The following is a 19,176-nucleotide window of genomic DNA, read 5'->3' on the forward strand; positions in this document are numbered from 1 at the left end:
TCGCCTTTTCGCGATTCTGTCTTTTTATTTCAGCTTAGTTTTCTCTGAACTCACTGATGAAGTGTAATTTCACATTCGGGAATTTTTCCTGCGTCATGTGGATCGTGAAAGAAGAATCAGCAAGGAATACCAGTTGGTTGTATTTATCTCTTGCCAGGAATCTTTGTTTCAGTCTTGCAAATTCTTTAAACTCTTCAGATTTCTCATCAGCTTCTACCCAGCATGCTTTATGCATGGATAGGTGTTCATAAGTACATTTTGCACCGTATTCATGTTCCAAACGGTACTGAATAACCTCGTACTGAAGTGCTCCCACTGTTCCGATGATCTTTCTGCCGTTCATTTCAAGGGTAAACAGCTGGGCAACACCTTCGTCCATCAGCTGATCAATACCTTTTGCCAATTGCTTGGCTTTTAACGGATCGCTGTTGTTGATATAACGGAAATGCTCAGGTGAGAAGCTTGGAATGCCTTTGAAATTTAATTTTTCTCCGCCAGTCAGTGTATCTCCGATTCTGAAACTTCCCGTATCATGTAAACCTACAATATCACCAGGGAAACTTTCTTCCACCACTTCTTTTTTGTCTGCAAAGAATGCGTTAGGAGAGGAAAATTTCATTTTTTTACCTTCTCTTACCAGCAGATAGTTCTCGTTTCTTTTGAAAGTCCCGGAAACAATCTTTACAAAGGCAAGTCTGTCTCTGTGTTTAGGATCCATATTTGCGTGGATTTTGAAAACGAATCCGGTGAAGGTATTTTCCTCAGGTTTTACCAGGCGGGTATCACTTTCTTTTGGCTGCGGCATCGGAGCGATGTCAATGAAGGCATCCAATAATTCGCGTACACCAAAGTTATTTAAAGCTGAACCGAAGAATACGGGCTGAAGATCCCCCCTCATATAATCCTCACGGTTGAACTCCGGATATACTGATTGGATAAGGTCAAGTTCTTCTCTTAAGGTATTTGCTGCTTTTTCACCAATTACTTCATCAATGGATGAATCATGAATATCATCAAACTTAATAGAATCTCCAACCTTCTGTTTTTTCTCTTCCAGGAATAACTGAATGTTATTTTCCCAGATGTTGTAAATTCCCTGGAAGTCACTTCCCATACCGATTGGCAGTGAAAGTGGACAAACCGTCAATCCCAGTTTTTGTTCTACTTCGTCTAACAGATCGAAGGCATCTTTACCTTCGCGGTCCAGTTTATTGATGAAAACCAGCATTGGAATGTTTCTCATCCTACAAACCTGCACCAGTTTTTCAGTTTGTTCCTCAACCCCTTTTGCAACGTCAATCACAACGATTACGGAATCTACAGCAGTTAATGTTCTGTAGGTATCCTCAGCAAAGTCTTTGTGACCCGGGGTATCAAGAATATTGATTTTGTGGTCTCTATATTCAAAAGCCAGTACGGAAGTTGCCACGGAGATCCCTCTCTGTCTTTCGATTTCCATAAAGTCGGAGGTAGCTCCTTTTTTTATTTTGTTGGATTTTACCGCACCTGCTTCCTGAATAGCACCCCCGAAAAGAAGTAACTTTTCTGTAAGGGTTGTTTTTCCGGCATCCGGGTGGGAAATGATCCCGAAGGTCTTTCTTTTTTGTATTTCTTTGATTAAGTCTGACATATCGTATTTTGAAGTTGCAAAAATCGTGATTTTTTACGAGGTTTTCAAATTTAAATTAAGACAATATTCATTAGGCAGAAGAATAGAAAGATAGCTGCGCTTGAGAATAAAAAATATAACTCTGAACTATCTGTGATTGGCTTTGCTTCAATTTTATTAATCAAACAAACATTTTCATTAGCAGTATAACAACATAAACCAATCCGGCTGCAGCCAATATAAAAACTGCAGCCATGATGTATTCAAATATTCCAAATTCAGTTTTCTGAGGTTCTGAAGTAAGATTGTACTGTTCAATTGTCTGTGGAGTTATTCTCAGATCAGGACGAAAGTGCTGAATACCCAGCAGAAACTGCCGATACAGATCATATTGATTACTTAGAATCACCAGCTCAAAATTGAAATCTACAGTTGCTGGTAAAATTTTTCCTGCTTTATTTTTCAGATAGATTCGTAATGTTGTCTTGCCATATTTTATAGTCTGCGTGTTACAGACCTGTACATCACCGGATGAATTTTGAGCAGACTGAAGGTCTTTATATAAAATAGTTTCAATGATGGTATTCCGGTTATTATAGAATGTTACTCCTTTTTCATCCACCATGGCTTTTCGGATCTTTTGCTTTTTTCTGTGGGTTAAAGCCATTATCAAAACTATGCAGCAAAACATAAGGAGAAGCTGGGTAATAAAAAGCGTGAAAAAAATACCGGGATCATTTTCTAAGTATTGTCTGAAATTATTGCAAAAAAAACTGAAAACGGTCCCGGTTACTATAATAATCAGAATAACAGCTATCCAGATAAGCCCCATTAAAAAATAAGTAACGGGCTTATTGATTTTGGATTCTATAGCGTGGAATTTTTCTGTCATATCAGTGTGGATTTTCAGATAATAAAAAAACAAACCCGAGTATAAGCACTGTAACCATAAGAGCTGCCAGAATTAAAAGCCAGCCTCCCAAAGAAACCCCTTTGCTGTTTACCTTCCATGTTTCTGTATTTATAGAATAGGTACGGAAAACAAGAGGATCCACCTTTAGGTCAGGCCGAAAAGTAACAATTCCATGAAGGAAATGAGTGTACAGAGCAGATTTATTTTTGACCACCTTCAGGGGAAGATTCATATCAATGCGTCTTGCAGCCACTTCTTTGTGCTCTGATAGTGCTGTAATTTCCAGTAAAGGAGCCATACCTGATCCCACCGGGCTGACTGTGTAAATATCAAAATTCTGTTTTGAAGGCCGCAGATCTGTATAGAGTATCTGATCTGTAATTTCATTTTTTGTGTTATAAAATAAAAGCCCGGTTCCGTCAACGACAATTTTATGCACTTGTTTTTCTCTTTTGATAATATAATAGCGAATAACAGGAATCAGAATCAGCAATGAAAACCCCCAGCCAAAGAGTACCGGATAAATCATTGTTTCAAATCCTCTTTTATAAATTCCATAAGCAGGTCCTACCAGGAAAAGAATTGTGAAAGGAATCAATATGACAGAGAAAAGTATATACAGAATAATGGTCATCAATCTGTTTGTTGTAGATTCAATCTTCTGGAACGGATTTTCTGTATTCATTTTGTGATGTTGATGGATAAAGGGACGAAAATAAGAAAATCCTTTTTTAGTTGCCTGTAGCAGTCAAAAAAATTATCTTTGTTTCTGATAAACTTTTACAGAGAAAGGATGGAAAATAGCAAATACCCAAAGTTTACCTTCACATGGATTGGCGGTGTGGTTTTGGTCGTTGGATTAGTCGTGGGAACAATGGCTGTTTCTTTATTCAGTACTTTTTGGAAAGTTGTTTTCAGGGAAAATATTGAACTGAAAGACTGGTTTATGATGGTAGCGAATTCTGTAGGATTTCTTACAGCAATTGCCTTTTTTGATTTTTTCATTGTAAGGCGTACTACACAAAAGAAGCTTAATTTCAATTTGTCATCAGTTAATTTTTCTACCTATCTCCTGATTTTTCCAATGATGGCAGGGATGATGTTTATTTCTGAGTTTGTTGCGGCCCAGATCCCTACTTCAGGACCTTTTTTCGGAGATTTTTATGAGTATTTTACTCAGTTGATGAGCCAGCTGACCGACAATCCGGTTGTTATGATCATGATGACAGTCATTATGGCTCCGATTTTTGAGGAGATTATCTTCAGAGGTATTATTCAGAAAGGATTGATCAATAAAGGAGTGAAACCCTGGAAAGCGATCTTATATGCCTCCATTATTTTTGGAGTCGTTCACGGGAACCCCTGGCAGTTCATCAGTGCAGTAATGCTGGGCTGTGTGCTGGGATTGGTATATTATAAAACAAAATCTTTACTGATACCGATGCTTTTGCATGCTTTTAATAACTTAACCCTGTCACTATTGGTGCTGTACGGTAAAGATGAAAGTTTTGCAAAAGTTCTTCATATTTCGGAATGGCTGGTTCTGGCCGTAGGAATTGTACTTTTCTCTTTATTTTATTATTTATTTATGAAAAAATATAAAGTACATTATGCTGAAATGTAATACACCGGGCTAAAAAGTAAAATTGAAAATGAAAATAGAAATGGAATTATTAGTAGCAACGCACAACGAACATAAAAAAGAAGAAATCCAGCAGATCCTTGGAAAAGACTGTGTGGTAAAAAGTCTTACGGACTATAATATTCACGAAGAAATTGTGGAAGATGGAGACTCTTTCCATGCCAATGCACTTATCAAAGCAAAATACTGTTTTGAAAAGACAGGGATTCCAAGTTTAGGAGATGACAGCGGTCTGGTCGTAGAATCTTTGGATGGCAGACCTGGAATTTTTTCTGCCCGTTATGCCGGAGATCATGACTTTGCCAAAAACATTGAAAAAGTATTGGAGGAAATGCAGGGGATTGAAAACAGAAAGGCTTATTTTATAACAGTTTTGTGTTATTATGATGAAAACGGTGCCCAATATTTTGAAGGCAGAGTGCACGGAAATTTACTGACAGAAAATAAGGGCTTTAAAGGATTCGGGTATGATCCTATTTTTGTTCCTGAAGGATATGAAAGAACCTTTGCAGAAATGGACCCTGCAGACAAAAATAAAATCAGTCACCGTAAACAGGCGTTAGACTTATTGATGGATTTTTTAAAAGTGACTGATTAAGTTTAAGTATCAGCGTTCAATACCCATTTAGTTTTTCTGTTGTACATTTGCTGTAATAAATTATTGATTTGAGTACTTATTTAACAATATTAGGCTTTAATTCAGCTATTCCAACGATCAATACATCACCCACGGCCCAGCTGCTGGAAATGGAGGAGAGACTCTTTCTGATTGATTGTGGAGAAGGTACACAGGTGCAGCTGAGAAAAGCAAAAGCAAGATTTTCAAAAATCAATCATATTTTTATTTCCCATCTTCACGGGGATCACTGTTTTGGTCTGCCGGGGCTTATTGCTTCTTTCCGCCTTTTAGGAAGAGAAAATCCGTTGCATGTGTATGGGCCCAAAGGAATTAAGAAGATGCTGGAAACCATTTTTCAGATTACAGAAACCCATCGTGGTTTTGAAGTGGTTTATCATGAACTGGATAAAGATTATTCTGAAAAAATATATGAGGACAACAGGATAGAAGTGTATACCATTCCTTTGGATCACAGGATTTACTGTAATGGTTACCTTTTTAAAGAAAAGCCGAAAGACAGACATCTTAATATGAAGGAGATCGCCAAGTACAGTGAAATTGAAACCTGTGATTATCACAATATCAAGGCAGGGAAGGATTTTGTACTGAGCGATGGGTATGTTCTTAAAAATGAAATTCTGACTGTTGATCCGGCTCCGTCGGTATCTTATGCATTTTGCAGTGATACCCGTTACCTTGAAAGTGTCATTCCGATCATAAAAAATGCAACGGTTTTGTATCACGAATCTACATTTTTACACGATCTGAAAGAAATGGCTGATTATACGGGACATACGACAGCATTGGAAGCGGCTACTATTGCTCAGAAAGCACAGGTGGGAAAACTTATTCTAGGGCACTTTTCCAATAGATATGGGGATCTGACAGTGTTTACCGATGAAGCCAGAGAAATTTTCCCCAATACATTTTTACCGAAAGCGTTGGAAAGTGTTAAGATTTAAAATGAGTATGCTGAAATTTGAAGAATTAAGAGATTTTCTTAACGAAAAAGCAGATCAGTACAATGCTCCTGATTTTATTGAAAATGACCCGATACAGATTCCGCATCGTTTTTCTTTAAAACAGGACATTGAGATAGCAGGGTTTCTGGCCGCTACAATTTCCTGGGGAAACAGAAAATCAATCATTAATTCTGCTGATAAAATGCTTGATATCATGGGGAACTCCCCGTATGATTTTGTGATGAATTATTCGGAAAAAAATCTGGAAGATATTCAGGATAAAAGCATTCACAGGACTTTTAACGGACAGGATTTCTCCTATTTTATCAGACAGTTCAACAGAGTTTACAGAGAAAATGAAAGTCTTGAAAATCTCTTTGAAGTAAAAAAATCAGAGAATAATTTTCTCCATGCCATCGAAAGATTCAGAAGTGAGTTTCTGGGAACAGAAAAGCACAGAAGTCATAAACATATCAGTTCACCTTACAAAAATTCTTCTGCTAAAAGGATTATTATGTTTTTAAGGTGGATGGTGCGCAAAGATAAACGCGGAGTAGACTTTGGAATCTGGGAAAATACAGATCAGAAAAACCTTTCTATTCCTTTGGATGTGCATACCGGAAATATCTCCAGAAAATTAGGATTGGTTTCCCGTACCCAGAATGATTGGAAAACCGTGGAGGAACTGGATATTGCCATCAGAAAATTTGATGGAAAAGACCCTGCAAAATATGATTTTGCCCTGTTTGGATTAGGAGTAACCAAAGAACTGTTGTAAAAAATATAAAGGATGAAAAAATATAACGAAAAAACAGAAGTTCTTGAAAAAATAGCGGACAGTATTACCTCATGGATAGGATCTATCCAGTCTTTGGTTGTACATACTCTGCTTTTTCTTACTTCGTTTTTACTTCCGATGCTGAATATTGTTGATTTTGATAAGATGCTTCTGATTCTTACTACAGTACTTTCTCTGGAAGCTATTTATCTGGCTATCTTTATCCAGATGTCTGTGAATAAAAGCCACGAAAAAATTGAAGATATTCAGGAGGATATTGAGGATATTCAGGAAGATATAGAGGAAATCAGTGAGGATATTGAAGAGATCAGCGAAGACATTGAGGAGATCAATGAAGATATTGAGGATATCCAGGAAGATATAGAGGAAATCAGTGAAGATATCGAAGAGATCAATGAAGAAGAGGAAGAGGAAGATCATAATGAGAGAGCAAAAAATGTAATGCTGAAAAGTAATGTGAGCTCTAACAAAAATGAAATAAAAGCCTTAAAAGATATTATTTCCCAGCTTCAGAATGAGATTGATCAACTGAAAAAAGACAATGAATAAATAAAAATACTAACAATACAATAGAACAGGTCAATATGATTGATCTGTTTTTTTTATGCATGAATTTTTCAGTTAAATAATTTGCGGAAAATGTAACAATAAGAAAAAAATGTTATAAATCTGAAGGGTTATTTATAAAATAGTAGCGTTAAAGGCTGATCTGATAATATTATTTTTGCTACATTTGAACAAATGAAAACAAAATGTTAATTTATAGACTAAAAAACTATTTTTTCCTTTTTTCTTTTTTATTGATTTCTGTTTCTGTATTTTCTCAAACGAGACCTGTCAGAAAATCTGAAAGAATAAAACCTTCTGCTGCCAGTCTTAGGGCAGGGGCATTCATAGATGTGAATGTACCTCCTTACACCCCTTCAAACTACACTCCCGAGCAGTTGGTAAAGAATATTCTGATCAACGGAGGAACCAACTGTACAACCGCTAATGTGACCAATGTTACGGTTTCTCCCAATCATGATGTGACCAACAGTAACCGATTCTGGGGATACTTTCATAAAGGAACAACCAATTTTCCTTTTACGGATGGGATTGTCCTGACTACAGGATATGCTTCTGAAGCAGGTAATAGCTATGTGTCTGCTGTTGGACAATCAGTAGGAACAGGAAGTGATGCAGATCTTGTAGCAGCTACAGGAGCCAATGTTAGCTTAACAGATGCAGTTGCTCTTGAATTTGATTTTGTACCTAACTCTAACCAGGTAAAATTTAATTATATATTCGCTTCCGATGAATATACTTCAAATTATCCATGTCTCGGTTATTCTGATGCTTTCGCACTGTTGCTGAAGAAAGTGGGAGATCCCACTTATACCAACCTTGCGGTATTACCTGGAACTGCGGGGCCTGTAAGTGCAACCAACATTGTTCCTGCGGGAAACGGATTCAGTTGCGGACCTATCAATGCAGCTTATTTTGGAGGATTAGCAAACCCGCATGTGCTTATTAATTATTTCGGAAGAACAACCCCATTAACGGCTGTGGCAGATGTAATTCCGGGACAGACTTATCATTTTAAAATGGTATTGGCTGATGCAAAGGATTCTACCCATGACTCGGCAGTCTTCCTGGAAGGAGGTTCTTTTGATGTAGGAATTAAAATTGTAGATGATGCCGGAGTGGTACTGCCTGGTACGATCAATATGTGTGACAATACACCCAAACAGCTTAAAGCTCAGGTAGCCCCGATTCCTGGAATGACCTATCAGTGGTATAAGGACGGCGTAGCAATCTCGGGGGCAACCAATGCTGTTTATGTAGCAACCCAGCCAGGGGTATATACTGTAAAAGTAATGGTTCCGGGGAACCAGTGTCCTAGTGAAGCAACCATTACAATTATCGGAGGAACAAGCCCTACCGTACAGAATGCTGAACTCAAACTCTGTACAACACCTACATTGACTACCTTTAACCTGGAAACGGCAAAACCGCTCATCAGTACAACGCAGGGAGCTGTATTCCGTTTCTATGCGAATCAGGCTGATGCGCAGGCACAAAACAACAGTTATATCACCAATTTGACCAGCTATACAGGGACTGATGGACAAATATTATATGTATTGGTTTCCAACGGGGCATTCTGCAGTAGAATTGCAACGTTAACTTTAAGAAAGGAAGAAACTCCAACCGCTTTACTGACAGCACCAAGATTAAAAATCTGTGCCGGTGAATCTGTATTGTTAACTGCATCTGGCGGAGTAACCTACCAATGGAGTGATTCTGCAGCTGCTACAGGAGGAATAAGAACAGTAAGCCCTACTCAGACAACAACCTATACTGTGTATGCAATCGGGGCACAGGGATGTAAATCTCTTCAACCGGCACGTATTACCATCGAAGTAGTACCGGCCATTGTTTCAAACCTGAAAGGCGGCCATATCTGCCAGGGAGATAAGATTATTCTGGATGCAGGTTCAGGACCCGGATATACCTATCAGTGGAGTACCGGTGAAACAAGTCAAAGTATTACAGTAGGTACTCCGGGAGAGTATTCGGTAATGATCAGTAACGGTGTCTGTTCAAAAGAGTTTAAGACCCAGGTTATTAAAGCTGTAATTCCGGAAGTGACAAAAGTGGATTATAACGAGTCAGGAACAATGATCCTTACAGCAAGTAATCCGAGTAACGGTATTCTGGAATATTCAGTAGATAATGGGGTTACATGGCAGGCATCCAATATATTCAATAATGTTCCTAAAAATAAAGTCATCTCAATCCGGGTAAGAGTTAAATTTACAAGCTGTGTAGGCTTTCTTGAATTCTTTACGTTTGTTATGAAAAACGTGATTACTCCAAATGGAGATAACATCAATGATGTTATTGACTTTAGCGGAGTTGTTAACTATAAAGACTTCAGCGGACAGGTTTTCGACAGATACGGAAGAGAAGTCTTCAAAGCCGAGAAGATAAGACCATATTGGGACGGATATTTCCAGGGCAAGAAGCTTCCTACTTCAACGTATTGGTATCAGGTAACCTTTGAAGATCCTGCGAGTAAAGAACTTACTGTGAAAACAGGATGGATATTGCTTAAAAATATAGAATAATTAAACGATAACTGAAAGACTGGCTATTTTGTCAGTCTTTTTTTATTATTTTAAAATAAACAGAGTTGATATTCTAACATAAATAAATTTGCGTTAGTAATAATGTAAATTGTGTTAACTTGAATTTCAATCAAAAAAAATAGTATTTTTGTTTAAAATAATATAAAATGTTAAATAGGAGGAGAGGAAATTTATTTTTAGCACTATTTTTAACTTGTATCGTAAACTTTGTTTTGGCTCAAAATAAAGGCAGGGTGGAAATTGCTGCAAAACCTAAAGCAGCTTCTTTGAGAGCCGGTGTTTTTATCGATGTAAATGCACCCAGTTATCCGGAATCCGGATATCCTATAGCTCAGCTGGTAAAAGATGTTCTTATATCAGGAGGAACCTGTACCAACTCAAGTGTAAGTAATGTGACCGTTTCTCCGAATCTACCTGCTACCAATCAGAACCGTAGCTGGGGATATTTTAATAAAGCCAACACCAACTTCCCCTTCAGTAAAGGAATTATTCTGTCTACAGGATATGCTGCTAAAGCAGGAAATGTTTTCCAGGGAACTTTAAGTGATGATCTGGGAACAGGTGGAGATGTAGATCTGGCAAATGCCTTGGGAATCGGAAACAACAACCTCACCAATGCTACCTCTATAGAGTTTGACTTTGTAGCAGCCTCCACTGAAATTACATTCAGATATCTGTTTGCCTCAAAAGAATATCAGCAAAATTTCCCGTGTACCATTACGGATGGCTTTGCTTTACTGTTAAAAAAAGCAACTGACCCTACTTATACCAACCTTGCAGTGCTTCCAGCAGGAGCAGGTCCCGTAAGTGTTACCAATATTCACCCGCAATATCAAAACTGCGGACCTAAGAATGAAGCGTATTACGGAGGAACCAATACAGCTCAGATCGAAACCAATTTTAATGGCCGGACTATTCCTCTGACTGCACATGCAACGGTAATTCCCGGGGAAACGTATCATTTTAAAATTGTACTTGCAGACTACCAGGATCCTAATTTCGATTCTGCTGTATTTCTGGAAGCAGGATCATTTGATATAGGAGTAAAAATTCTTGATCCGGCAGGAGTACAGCTTCCTGCATCTGTGAATATGTGTGACAATACACCACAGACTTTTACTGCTTCTGTTCAGGGACCTAATATAACATATCAGTGGTATTCAGGAACCAATCCGATTCCCGGGGCTACCAGTGCAAGTTACACAGCAACCGCGCCGGGTGTATATACTGTTAAGGTTTTTATCCAGGGAAACAGCTGTCCCGGTGAAGCTACAATTACAGTTGTAGGCGGAACGTCTCCTACAGTACAGAATGCTACTTTAACGGCCTGTTATACCGCAGGAAATGCAACCTTTAATTTAACTTCAGCACAGGCCTTGATAAGTACGACTCCCGGTGCTGTATTTTCATACTACGCTATACTGGCAGATGCTAATGCTGGAAATGCAAATACAATTCCTAATCCTACAGCCTATCCAAGCGCAGGTGGGACGGTATATGTAAGAGTAGCCAACGGTTTCTGTGCAAAGGTAGCAGAGCTTCAACTGATAAAAGCTCCACAAATGATACCTACGATTGCACCTCCGGCAGTTTTAACCTGTGCCAACTCCCAGACTACTCTGGATGCATCAGCTTCAGTGTATCCTGCAGGTGCTACCTTTAACTGGACAACTACAGGAGGAAATATTGTTTCAGGCGGAACAACCTTAAATCCTGTTATTAACGCTCCAGGAACCTATACTTTAACTATAACAAAAGTGTATCAGCCAGGTAATATCAGCTGTACAGCTGTGGGTACTGTCACCGTTACCGGGAACAGTGCTCCGCCGGTTACCGGGCTTACTTCAAATAAAATAAAAATCTGTAAGGGGGATTCTGTAACCCTTACCGCTTCAGGAGGAGTTACCTATAACTGGGGGAATGGCCTTACCGGAAATGGAAACACACAGGTGGTTTCACCTACCGTTACAACCACTTATACGGTAACAGCAGTGGGGGCTAATGGCTGTGTATCTCAAAATCCTGCCACTATAACAATTGAAGTGTCTGAACCTTTTACAGCGCAGAATGCAACATTACATAAGTGTTATCAACCGGGGCTGACTTATAACCTTACAGAAGCACAGCCTCAGATCACCAGTACAGCAGGAGTTACTTTTACTTACTATGTCAATCAGGCCGATGCCAATGCTGCTAACGGAAACTTTATTGTAACACCTACGGCATATACGCCGCCGGGAGGAAGCCAGACGATTTATGTACTGGTAAGCAATGGAGGCTGCAGCTATGTTGTATCTTTGCAATTATTAAGTACAGCTCAGACTACACTTACAATTGCTGCACCACAAACAGTTACCTGTGCAGCTCCTCAGATTACAATTAATGCTTCGGCATCTGTAGTGCCTGCAGGTTCTACTATTACCTGGACAACAACCGGGGGAACCATCGTTTCGGGAGGTAATACGCTTACCCCTGTTGTAAGTGCCGGAGGGACATATACGCTGACAGTTACCAATGTATCACAGCCCGGAAACTTAAGCTGTACATTTACCTCAACTGTAACGGTACAGGAAGATAAAGTTCAGCCAGTTGCTGCACTTGTTTCTTCACAACCCCGTATCTGCGTGGGGGAATCCGTAACATTAACAGCCTCCGGAGGGGTAACCTATAATTGGGGCAATGGTCTTACCGGAAACGGAAGTACGCAGGTTGTTTCACCTACAACAACTACAGTATATACGGTTTTTGCTGTGGGGGCTAACGGATGTGTTTCTGCAACGCCGGCAAGTGTTACTGTACAGGTTGGCCCGCCAATAGCAGGGCTTACTGCCTCCAAGTTTAAAATCTGTGAAGGGGAATCTGTAACATTAACAGCTTCCGGAGGGATAACGTATAGCTGGGGGAATGGCCTTACCGGAAACGGGAATACCCAGGTGGTTACTCCTACAGTAACTACAGAGTATTCAGTATATGCTTTGGGAGGAAACGGATGTAGTTCTGTAAACCCTGCCAAAGTTACCGTTGAAGTAGTTCCTGCCATTGTTTCTACATTAAAAGATGTATTTGTATGTGCCGGAGATAAAGGAACGCTGGATGCAGGTGCAGGACCTAATTACACTTATTTGTGGAGTACAGGAGCAACGACTCAGACCATAACGACTAACCTTCCCGGGACTTATTCGGTGACCATAAGTAACGGAGTCTGTTCCAAAACGTTCACAGCCCAACTGATCAATCCTGATTTACCGCAGTTTACGAATATTGTTTATGATAATCATATTCTTACCCTTACAGCAAGTAATCCTACAGGAGGTGTTTTGGAATACTCTATAGACGGAGGGCTGACATGGCAGACATCCAATATATTTACAGGTGTTCTGAATAATACCATGTATTCTGTGATGGTAAGGGTGCAGGGAGCTAAATGTGGTACTTCACTGGACTATTTTACATTCGTTATCAGCAATGCTATTACCCCTAATATGGATGGTATCAATGATACGATTGACTTCACAGGAATCAGCGGATACAAAGATTTTGCAGCTTCTATCTTTGACAGGTACGGGGCAGAAGTATTCAAAGCAGGAAAGGGTGATGTAATATGGAGAGGCTCTTTAAAAGGAATCAATCTTCCTACAGGGACTTATTGGTACAGGGTACAGTGGGAAAATCCGGCCAGTAAAAAAATGGAACAGCGTTCCGGATGGATTCTTCTGAAAAACAGAAATTAAAATATTCTTAAAATTAAATAAACAACGAAATCTTTCAGTACTGAAAGATTTCGTTGTTTATGATCATAGATGTTATCGCATTTTGTGAATTATCTGAAAAAGGTGAAGAATATGTTAAAACAATTTGTAACAGGATGCTACCACATCATTTAAGGGCTGTATGGATAGGGATTGATTAATGAAAATTTACGCTAAGAGGTTCTTATTTTGTTTTTTTGCTGTAAAAAATACAAATATGTGTATGAGATATTTAAAAAAAAATTAAATTTGTTGAAACAAAAATATTATGAGAAGATATCTACCGCTTTGTTTATTTTTTTTGGTCATCTCGACTTTTTTATTTTCCCAGACCCCGTTACCCAGAAAGAGTGTAAAGGAAGCCAGTACGGCACTGTCAAGAAGAGCAGGCGCTTTTATTGATGTAAATGCCCCGCAATATATTGAAAGTACTTACACTATTGATAAAATAGTAAAAGATGTACTGATTTCATCCGGGACCAATACGTGTCTGACACCTAATGTAACCAATGTGAAGATTACCCCGAACCATGCCGCAAGTAATGCAGACAGAGCATGGGGATATTTTCATAAAGCAACAACCAATTTCCCTTTTAAGGATGGTCTTATTCTTTCCACGGGATATGCAAGAAAGGCAGGGAACGGTCTTGAAGCCAATACTCTTAGTGATGTTAATGGTGGAGGTTCTGATCCCGATCTTGCACAGGTTATCGGAGTAGTGGAGAACAGACTGAATGATGCTGTTCTTCTGGAATTTGATTTCGTGCCTACGACAAGTCAGATTAAATTTAATTATCTGATCGCGTCTGAAGAATACACCGGTTCATTCCCTTGTACATTTGCTGATGCTTTTGCTATATTATTGAGACCTACTTCCGGTGGGCCTTATGTGAATATGGCTGTACTTCCCGGCGGTGCAGGACCGGTAAGTATTACGAATATTCACCCCGCAATCGGATCCAGCTGTGGTGCCGTAAACGAACAGTATTTTGGTGGTTACAATACTGCGAATATTGAAACGAATTTTAACGGGAGAACAATTCCATTGACAGCTACAGCCACGGTAGTAGCAGGACAGGAGTATCACTTCAAAATGGTTATTGCCGATTACAGTGACCATAGCTATGACTCTGCTGTATTCCTTGAAGGGGGATCTTTCAATATCGGGGTAGATCTTTTAGATTCTTCCGGGACAAAATTACCTTCAGATATCAATGTCTGTGATAATGTACCGCAGGTAATCACCGCTTCTGTAAGTGATCCTAACCTTGTTTATCAGTGGTATTATAACGGAGCACCTGTTCCTAATGCCACTACCAATACGATTACGGCAGTGCAGCCAGGTACCTATACGATTGAAGTAAGTGTTCCGGGGAACCCGTGTCCGGGAAAAGCTACCATTCAGATTCATGGTGGGACAACACCTCAGGCTCAGGATGCCACTTTGTTGCTGTGTAGCACGCCGGATATTACCACTTTTGATTTAAGCACCATTACATCTACTATTAGCCCGACGCCGGGAGCTATTTTTAAATTCTATGAAAATCAGGCGGATGCAATTGCACAAAATGGAAACTATATTCAGACTCCGTTAAACTATAATGGTAATGACGGCCAAATCCTGTATGTACTTGTTTCCAATGGAGCATTTTGTAGTAAGATTGTAGAGTTGAAATTACTGAAAGAGGTAACACCGACGGCCGCAGTAAAATCTTCCAGAATAAAAATATGTCCGGGAGAATCTGTAACTCTTACCGCTGACGGAGGAGCTACCTATCTGTGGAGTAATTTTATGGGAACTGGTGATACGCAGACGGTTACTTTATATCAGACCACCACATTTACAGTATACGCCATTGGACCGAAAGGTTGTAAATCTCTGAATCCGGCAACTATAAGAATCGAAGTTACTCCGGAAATCACTTCGCCGTTAAAAGATGTTGAAATGTGTGTAGGTGACATCGTAACTCTTGATGCAGGAGCAGGACAAGGATTTAAATACCTTTGGAGTACAGGGGCAACGACTCAGAAAATTGATGTAGACCAATGGGGGATCTATTCTGTAGAAGTTGACAATGGTATCTGTAAGAAAGTTTTTGAGGCTAAAGTGATGGGGGCTGCAACTCCTTTTGTTACCGCTTTGAACTATGAAAGTATCAAAAAAACAGTAACAATCACTGCAGAGAATCCTCCGATGAACAATACACCAAGTACTTTGGAATATTCTCTGGATAACGGAATAACCTGGCAGTCTTCAAACGTATTTACCAATCTTTTAGATAATACAAACTATACTGTTTTAGTAAGAAGAGTAGGTACGCACTGTGTGGGATCTCTTGAATTCTTTACATTGCAGATCAACAACATCATTACACCAAATCAGGACGGAGTTAACGATGTATTAGACCTTAAAGCTCTTGGAGACTTTAAAAACTTTACGGGTTCTGTGTATGACAGATACGGAGTGGAGATGTTCAGATTCTCAAAAGAAAATCCTGTGTGGGACGGAACAGTAGGGGGTAAGAGACTTCCTACAGCAACATACTGGTATAAGTTCAATTTTGAATATCCAAAATCAAAAGCTCAGATGAACTGGTCAGGATGGATCATGTTGAAAAACAGAAATTAAAATTGATAATGTAATATAAAAGAAAGCCTTTCGAATTTATTTGAAAGGCTTTCTGTTTTTAACGAGTAATTATTGCATTCAATCCAATAAAAAAGTTCCTTTATCAGGAACTTTTATCATAATTGTTTTATTGATTTTCTTTCCAGAGATTTGCGAAGTGTATAAAATCTGTAACACTAAGTTCTTCCGCTCTCTTATCTAAAAATTCATGCCCTTTTAAAGCTTCAGGAATGTTCAATACTTTCAAGGCATTGGAAAGCTTTTTTCTCCTTTGATTGAACCCTGCTTTTACAATCAGCTTAAAAAGGACTTCATTACCTGCTAGACCTTCCTTAGGGTTTCTTGTAAGGCGGATGACTCCGGATTTTACTTTTGGCGGCGGGTTGAAAACATTCTCATGTACCGTGAACATATAGGATACATCATAATAGGCCTGTATCAGAACAGAAAGAATTCCATAATCTTTAGTTCTCGGCACAGCAGCTGTTCTTTCCGCCACTTCTTTCTGGAACATTCCTACCATTTCTGGGATCAGTTCATAATGATCTACAATCTGAAACAGAATCTGAGATGAAATATTATAGGGGAAATTACCAATGATGGCGATCTGATCGTCTTTGATAAAGTTGAAATCCTGCTTCAGGAAATCTCCCACAAAAGTTTCTTCAGTAACCTTTGTATAATTATTTTTCAGGTATTCGATAGATTCCGTATCGATTTCTGCAAGATAAATGTTCTGATCTTTTTCAAGAAGATATTTGGTAAGAACTCCCATTCCCGGGCCAACTTCCATAATATTATTATAGTTCTCAAAACTAAGGCCTTCTACAATTTTCCTTGCGATATTTTCATCTGTCAGGAAGTGCTGTCCCAGATGTTTTTTTGCTTTTACACTCAAAGTTTTTTATGATTTTATTAACAATGATTTTCTTTATTTCGTCCCAAATTTCGGAAGTTTTTTTCTATTTTAGCCAAAAATTTTAATATTAATGGCTAAATCTGTAGATGAATTTAATAAGAAAAGGCTTCGGTCCAGCAATATTACAGTAGTGATAAGTATTGCCTTAGTGTTATTTTTGTTAGGATTAATGGGGCTTATTCTGATTAATGCCCAGAAGTATTCTGACTATATCAAAGAACAGCTGGTGGTGAACGCCTATTTTGATGAAAACTATGACGCTAAAGATTCTGTAAAAATTGCAAAACTTGAGGAAGAAACTTTTAAAAAGGTACAGTTATTAGCTCCTGTAAAAAAAGCAACCTATATTTCAAGAGACATGGCTGCAAAAGAAGCCAAGAAGAGCATGGGGATTGACAGTGATGCCCTGTTTGAAGAAAATATATTCCCTTCCTCCATTGAAGTTGCTTTAAAACCGGAATTCGTAGATCCTGCTAAAATTGATGAAGCCATTAAAGAGATCAAATCTGTTCCGGGAATTATCGATGTGAAAAATGACAGCACTTTAATGGTAGATGTTTATAATAACCTGAGCAGAATCTTAAAATGGATCTTTGGATTTTCAATTCTGTTCCTGGTATTAGCGGTTGTATTGATCAACAATTCTATCCGTCTGAAGATATTTTCAAAGAGATTTATTATTAAAACCATGCAGTTGGTGGGAGCGAAAAGAAGATTTATCCTTAAACCTTTCATTATAGAAGCTATTATTTTAGGAGCTATCGGTTCTGTAATTGGCCTTCTTGCTTTAGGAGGGATATGGTATTACTTTACAAACCAGATCGGTTCTGCTTTTGTGCAGGATACCAACCAGTATTTCTGGCTGGTGATTCTGGTACTGGGAGTAGGGATTTTTATTTCTGTCTTAAGTACAATTTTCGCTACATGGAGATTCTTAAAATCAAACGTTGACGATTTATATTACTCTTAATCATGAGCAAAAAAACAAATAAATTTTCCGCTTCAGACTTTGGACGTGAAGCAGAAGTGCCGCAGGAAAACACTTTCTATTTCGGGCAGCAGAATTTCAAATGGATGCTGATAGGTTTGGCATTTATTGTAGTAGGATTTCTACTGATGATGGGGCCTGATGCCAATACGGTAGATGGAAAATTTGATCCTAACTCATGGAATGACGGTATCTTTTCTATCAGAAGAATCAGAATAGCACCTCTGTTTGTTGTTATTGGCTTTGTCATAGAAGTATATGCCATCTTAAAAAGAAAATAAACAAAATAATTTTATTTAAGGATTAAAAAATTTAAGAATTGAAACAGGTGAGCCTATGTGCTGATTTTTTTAATTCTTAAATCTTTTAATCTTTTTAATTTTTAAAAGAATATGGATTTAATCAAAGCAATTATTATTGCCATTGTAGAAGGACTGACAGAATATCTTCCGATTTCTTCTACAGCACATATGGGATTCACAGCGAATCTTATGGGGTTGGAAGAAACAGAATTTTTAAAAATGTTTCAGGTGTCTATTCAGTTTGGGGCCATTTTATCTGTGGTCGTGGCATACTGGAAAAAGTTTTTTGACCTGAACAATATCCAGTTCTATTTCAAACTTGCTTTTGCTGTGGTTCCGGCTTTGGTATTGGGGTATTTATTTGATGATAAAATTGAAGCCGTTCTTGGAAATCAGATTGCTATTTCTTCGGTATTGGTCCTAGGGGGTGTCGTTTTGCTGTTTGCAGATCAATGGTTCAAGAATCCTAAAATTGATGACGAAAAAGGAATTACCATAAAAAAAGCCATTACTATTGGTTTCTGGCAGTGCCTTGCAATGATGCCAGGAACGAGCCGTAGTGCCGCATCTATTATTGGTGGGATGACACAGGGACTTACCAGAAAAGCTGCTGCAGAATTTTCTTTCTTTCTTGCAGTCCCTACAATGCTGGCGGTAACGGTATACTCAGTTTTTGTTAAAACATGGGGGAAAGAAACTCCAAATCCACAGAAAGGCTATGAAATGATCATGGCTTCACAGGATCATATTATGATTTTTGTAATCGGAAATATAGTAGCATTTATCGTAGCTCTTATTGCGATCAAGGCATTTATCGGAGTACTGAACAAATATGGATTTAAACCTTGGGGCTGGTACCGTATTTTTGTAGGAGTTGCCCTGTTAATTTATTTTTATTTCTTTAAATAAGA

15 protein-coding genes are annotated in these 19,176 nt (G+C 38.6%); 11 read left to right on the plus strand and 4 right to left on the minus strand.

Translation table 11 applies throughout. The annotated features are described in order from the left end of the window. Nucleotides 1–34 precede the first annotated feature (34 nt). The 3 genes from AC3FI7_RS23220 to AC3FI7_RS23230 all read right to left on the minus strand — a co-directional run bounded on the left by AC3FI7_RS23220 (nt 35) and on the right by AC3FI7_RS23230 (nt 3,207). A complete protein-coding gene (locus AC3FI7_RS23220; protein WP_491461019.1) occupies nt 35–1,630 on the minus strand; it encodes a peptide chain release factor 3 in 1,596 nt (531 codons plus the stop codon). A gap of 160 nt (nt 1,631–1,790) precedes the next feature. Then, complete coding sequence (locus AC3FI7_RS23225) at nt 1,791–2,501, minus strand: hypothetical protein (protein ID WP_491461020.1); 711 nt, start codon at nt 2,499–2,501, stop codon at nt 1,791–1,793. A 1-nt stretch (nt 2,502) separates the two neighbouring features. Beyond that, a complete protein-coding gene (locus tag AC3FI7_RS23230) occupies nt 2,503–3,207 on the minus strand; it encodes a hypothetical protein (protein ID WP_491461021.1) in 705 nt (234 codons plus the stop codon). Nucleotides 3,208–3,315: 108 nt separating this feature from the next. On the opposite strand from AC3FI7_RS23230, the gene AC3FI7_RS23235 reads away from it, so the two are divergent. The 8 genes from AC3FI7_RS23235 (at nt 3,316) to AC3FI7_RS23270 (ending at nt 16,056) form a co-directional block, all read left to right on the plus strand. After that, nucleotides 3,316–4,146, plus strand: a complete 831-nt coding sequence (locus tag AC3FI7_RS23235; RefSeq protein WP_343660953.1) for a CPBP family intramembrane glutamic endopeptidase — start codon at nt 3,316–3,318, stop codon at nt 4,144–4,146. Nucleotides 4,147–4,174: 28 nt separating this feature from the next. Beyond that, nucleotides 4,175–4,762, plus strand: a complete 588-nt coding sequence (gene rdgB, locus AC3FI7_RS23240; protein WP_491461022.1) for an RdgB/HAM1 family non-canonical purine NTP pyrophosphatase — start codon at nt 4,175–4,177, stop codon at nt 4,760–4,762. A 68-nt stretch (nt 4,763–4,830) separates the two neighbouring features. Beyond that, complete coding sequence (locus tag AC3FI7_RS23245; protein WP_142725850.1) at nt 4,831–5,745, plus strand: ribonuclease Z; 915 nt, start codon at nt 4,831–4,833, stop codon at nt 5,743–5,745. Nucleotides 5,746–5,752: 7 nt separating this feature from the next. Then, on the plus strand, nt 5,753–6,523 hold the full coding sequence (locus AC3FI7_RS23250) for a TIGR02757 family protein (RefSeq protein WP_491461023.1): 771 nt from the start codon (nt 5,753–5,755) through the stop codon (nt 6,521–6,523). Nucleotides 6,524–6,535: 12 nt separating this feature from the next. Continuing rightward, the gene (locus tag AC3FI7_RS23255) at nt 6,536–7,093 is read left to right on the plus strand and encodes a DUF1003 domain-containing protein (protein WP_142725849.1); all 558 of its coding nucleotides are present in this window, start codon (nt 6,536–6,538) and stop codon (nt 7,091–7,093) included. 203 nt (nt 7,094–7,296) lie between these two features. Further along, the gene (locus AC3FI7_RS23260; protein WP_142725848.1) at nt 7,297–9,657 is read left to right on the plus strand and encodes a choice-of-anchor L domain-containing protein; all 2,361 of its coding nucleotides are present in this window, start codon (nt 7,297–7,299) and stop codon (nt 9,655–9,657) included. A 167-nt stretch (nt 9,658–9,824) separates the two neighbouring features. Beyond that, nucleotides 9,825–13,409 (plus strand): choice-of-anchor L domain-containing protein, encoded by a 3,585-nt coding sequence (locus AC3FI7_RS23265; protein ID WP_491461024.1) that lies wholly within the window; start codon nt 9,825–9,827, stop codon nt 13,407–13,409. Between the two features lie 286 nt (nt 13,410–13,695). Further along, nucleotides 13,696–16,056, plus strand: coding sequence for a choice-of-anchor L domain-containing protein (locus AC3FI7_RS23270; protein ID WP_142725846.1), 2,361 nt, complete (start codon nt 13,696–13,698; stop codon nt 16,054–16,056). A gap of 127 nt (nt 16,057–16,183) precedes the next feature. Here AC3FI7_RS23270 and rsmA read toward each other — a convergent pair whose 3' ends face one another. Beyond that, nucleotides 16,184–16,954, minus strand: a complete 771-nt coding sequence (gene rsmA, locus AC3FI7_RS23275; RefSeq protein WP_491461025.1) for a 16S rRNA (adenine(1518)-N(6)/adenine(1519)-N(6))-dimethyltransferase RsmA — start codon at nt 16,952–16,954, stop codon at nt 16,184–16,186. A gap of 91 nt (nt 16,955–17,045) precedes the next feature. Here rsmA and AC3FI7_RS23280 point away from each other — a divergent pair, with 91 nt between their 5' ends. The 3 genes from AC3FI7_RS23280 to AC3FI7_RS23290 all read left to right on the plus strand — a co-directional run bounded on the left by AC3FI7_RS23280 (nt 17,046) and on the right by AC3FI7_RS23290 (nt 19,174). Then, a complete protein-coding gene (locus tag AC3FI7_RS23280) occupies nt 17,046–17,945 on the plus strand; it encodes a cell division protein FtsX (RefSeq protein ID WP_142725844.1) in 900 nt (299 codons plus the stop codon). A 2-nt stretch (nt 17,946–17,947) separates the two neighbouring features. After that, nucleotides 17,948–18,244, plus strand: coding sequence for a DUF3098 domain-containing protein (locus tag AC3FI7_RS23285; RefSeq protein ID WP_172617125.1), 297 nt, complete (start codon nt 17,948–17,950; stop codon nt 18,242–18,244). A gap of 111 nt (nt 18,245–18,355) precedes the next feature. Continuing rightward, nucleotides 18,356–19,174: an undecaprenyl-diphosphate phosphatase gene (locus tag AC3FI7_RS23290; RefSeq protein WP_142725843.1), complete on the plus strand. Its 819-nt coding sequence runs from the start codon at nt 18,356–18,358 to the stop codon at nt 19,172–19,174. The last annotated feature ends 2 nt before the right edge of the window (nt 19,175–19,176 follow it).

Source organism: Chryseobacterium sp. TQ-BC-N36 (genome assembly GCF_058382295.1).